This window comes from Saccharomonospora iraqiensis subsp. iraqiensis (assembly GCF_000430445.1).
GTDB classification, from domain to species: Bacteria; Actinomycetota; Actinomycetes; order Mycobacteriales; family Pseudonocardiaceae; genus Saccharomonospora; species Saccharomonospora iraqiensis.
In genome coordinates this window covers 1-2710 of sequence record NZ_KE387054.1, presented here as the reverse complement: position 1 = coordinate 2710, position 2710 = coordinate 1, and the positions used below count along the sequence as shown (strand labels likewise).

The 2710-nt window shown below is 74.9% G+C and carries 3 protein-coding genes; 1 reads left to right on the top strand and 2 read right to left on the bottom strand.

The window, feature by feature from the left end; translation table 11 throughout:
* Together ACTIR_RS26250 and ACTIR_RS0103920 are read right to left on the bottom strand one after the other, a co-directional pair.
* Positions 1–279 (bottom strand): hypothetical protein (locus tag ACTIR_RS26250; RefSeq protein WP_161629612.1); only part of this gene is annotated, 279 nt, incomplete at its 3' end.
* Between the two features lie 23 nt (positions 280–302).
* On the bottom strand, positions 303–1676 hold the full coding sequence (locus ACTIR_RS0103920) for an Hsp70 family protein (protein WP_026453289.1): 1374 nt from the start codon (positions 1674–1676) through the stop codon (positions 303–305).
* A gap of 271 nt (positions 1677–1947) precedes the next feature.
* Here ACTIR_RS0103920 and ACTIR_RS21600 point away from each other — a divergent pair.
* Positions 1948–2710, top strand: a 763-nt coding sequence (locus tag ACTIR_RS21600) for an IniB N-terminal domain-containing protein (protein ID WP_233345813.1), incomplete at its 3' end; no start/stop codon positions are given.

The following is a 2710-nucleotide window of genomic DNA, read 5'->3' as shown; positions in this document are numbered from 1 at the left end:
GGCGTCCCCGGCGTCCCTCCGCCCGGGCCCGAACCGGGCGACGGGCACGCCGTGCCGGTCGCAGAGGCCCGCGAGGTGGTCGAGCACGGCGCTCTTGCCGTACCCGCCCGGTGCGATGATCGCCAACCGCGCGGGCCGCACCGATCCGTCGGCGACGGCGGAGCACACGTCCCGGGTGGGTTCGTCGAGCAGGATCCGGCCGCGTGCGGACACCCCCGTGTCGGGGGGTGTGGGGGAGGCCGTGGCCTGCCCGGGCACGGACGGGCGCTCGGGTGCCACGGTGTCGGTTCCCGGGCGTCGCATCACCGGCCCCCGTCTCGGGTGTCGGAGGAGGAACCCCTGCGTGCGAACGCGAACCGGCGTTTGGGCGGCTCCAGCGGTGTGATCTCGACCGGTGGCCGTCCCGGGGGTGGCTCCTCGTCGTGCTCCTGGCGGTCGTGCTCGGGGTCGTGGTCGGCGAACGCGGCGGGCAGGCCGTGCACCGTGGTCACGAGGGTGCCCGAGTCCGGGGTACCGCCCTCGACGGACCGCACGGCGGCGTCGGCGCCCGAGTCCTCCCCGCGGGGTTCCGCGGGTGCCGGACGCGGGCGGGCGGCCAGCGCCGCCCCGCGACACAGTGCGGTGCCCGGATCGTCGTCGACCGTGACCGGAACGGAGATCATAGTCCGTGCGAGCTCGCCCACCAGAGGCAGGCGCGCGCTCCCCCCGACCAGCACGACCGAGGCGAGATCGTCCGTCGGGGCGGCCGAGGTGAGCCGCCGGAGGCGGCCGATCGCGGTGGACAGCACCGGGCGGGCCAGGTCGTCGAACTCCTCCCGGGTGATCGACACCGACTCGGTGACGGCCGTCGTACCGGTGTGCGCCAGCCGTTCCTTCGCCGCCGCGCACATCGTGCGCAGGTGCGCCATCAGCTGCGGGTCGTTCTCGTCGAAGCCGCCGCGCTCCACGACCCGCTCGACGAGCAGGTCGTCCAGTCGCGCACCGGCCTCGGGTTCGTGCGACTCGGCGTGGGACAGCAGCTCGAATCCCCGGGGCGTCCGCCGGAGCAGCGCCGCCTGCGCCCCGATCCCACCGAGCACCCCTACACCCAGCAGCCCGCCCACCGGCACCACACCGGCCTCCGCCGGGTCTCCGGGACGCCCGTCGGCGGTGGGGGGCGCGAGGCTCCCCGGTGGTGTGCCGGGTACGCCGGTGGCGCAGCTCTCCGCCGCCGCGATCGGACAGGGCAGGGCCAGCACACCGGGGAGTTCGGCCTGGTCGAGCGCGTCGTGCAGGAGACCGCGCCGGTAGGCCGACCAGCCGGGCGGGTGGGTCACCACGATGCGTTCCGCCTGGGCGGACTCGGCCTCGGCGACCCGGTCGGCGATCCACCCGATCATCCCGGCGGCCAGGGACTCGGCCGGGTAGGGGACTCCGCCGAGCACGATGGGCACCGGATCGCCGGTACGGTGCAGCGGTGCCCGGGCGATCCGGTCGGGCTCACCACCGGCCCGGTGCAGTGCCGCCTGCCCGACCAGCAGATTCCCCTCGGGGGAGACGTGCAGGACCGACTCGATCCAGGGGACCCCGACACCCAACGGGACGATCTCGGGTGCGTCCCACCCGGCCGCGCCGTGGCGGCACACCGACGCCGTCACGCGGGTCCTGCCGAGGTGAATCCCCAGGACATAACGCATGCGGCCAGTTCCTTACGGCATAGGGGGGCGGGTGGTGTGCCTTTCGTACCAAAGCCGTACGGCCGAACGGCATCCCCGGTTCGGCCGTGTCGACTATCCCCTAATCCCCTAACGCTCGCCCGTTCAGGGGTGGGACAGGACTCGGGTTCTTCCCCGATGCCCACCCGGCCCCCGTGCGCCTAGATTGGCCCCTCGACGCCGCGCGCCGCATTTTCGGGGGCCGGACGCGCCGGGCGTCGACCAAGCGTTGAAAGCGGAAACGGGAGAAACCTTGATTCACGAGCAGACCGGGGACGCCTCGGCTCAGGGACAGGCGTCCGGCGACGCCGCGGTGCAGACCTCCGGGGAGGCCGCGGGCAACGAGCAGACGCTGCACGACTTCGTGTCGAACCTGCTGGGCGACGCGAGCGCGCGTGCGGCCTTCGCCCAGGACCCGGCCGGCGTGCTGGGGCAGGCCGGGCTCGGGGACATCACCCCGCAGGACGTGCAGGACGTGGTGCCGCTCGTCATGGACTACGGCAACCTGTCGCAGGCCGACGTGCTCGGGGCCCTGCCGACCGACGTCGCCGGGCTGGACGGGGCGATCCAGCAGCTGCAGGGTGTCGCCGGGGTTGCCGGCGGCGCGCTGGGCACCGTCGGCGGTGTCGCCGACGGTGCGGTGGACACCGTCTCCGACGTGTCCGGCGTCCGGCTGGACGGCGTGACCGACACCGTCGACGGTGTCGCCGGGGGCGCGGTCGAGACCGCGACCGGTGTGGCCGGTGGTGCGCTGGGCGCCGTGGACGGCGTGGCCGGTGGCGCGGTGTCCGGGGTTGCCGGTGGCGCGGTGGAGACCGCGACCGGTGTCGCCGGTGGTGCGCTGGGCACGGCGACCGGCGCCGTTTCCGGCGTGGCCGGTGGCGCGGTGAACACCGTTGACGGTGTGGCTGCGGACCCGGTGGGCACGGTCTCCGACGTGGCCGGGGGTGCGGTGGACACCGCGACCGGCGTGGTCGGCGGTGCCGCGGGCGCGGCTTCCGGCGTTGCCGGTGGTG

Bases quoted from the DNA above. Each gene is read 5' to 3' on its own strand.
- ACTIR_RS0103920 (WP_026453289.1), bottom strand. From the start codon at position 1,676: ATGCGTTATGTCCTGGGGATTCACCTCGGCAGGACCCGCGTGACGGCG.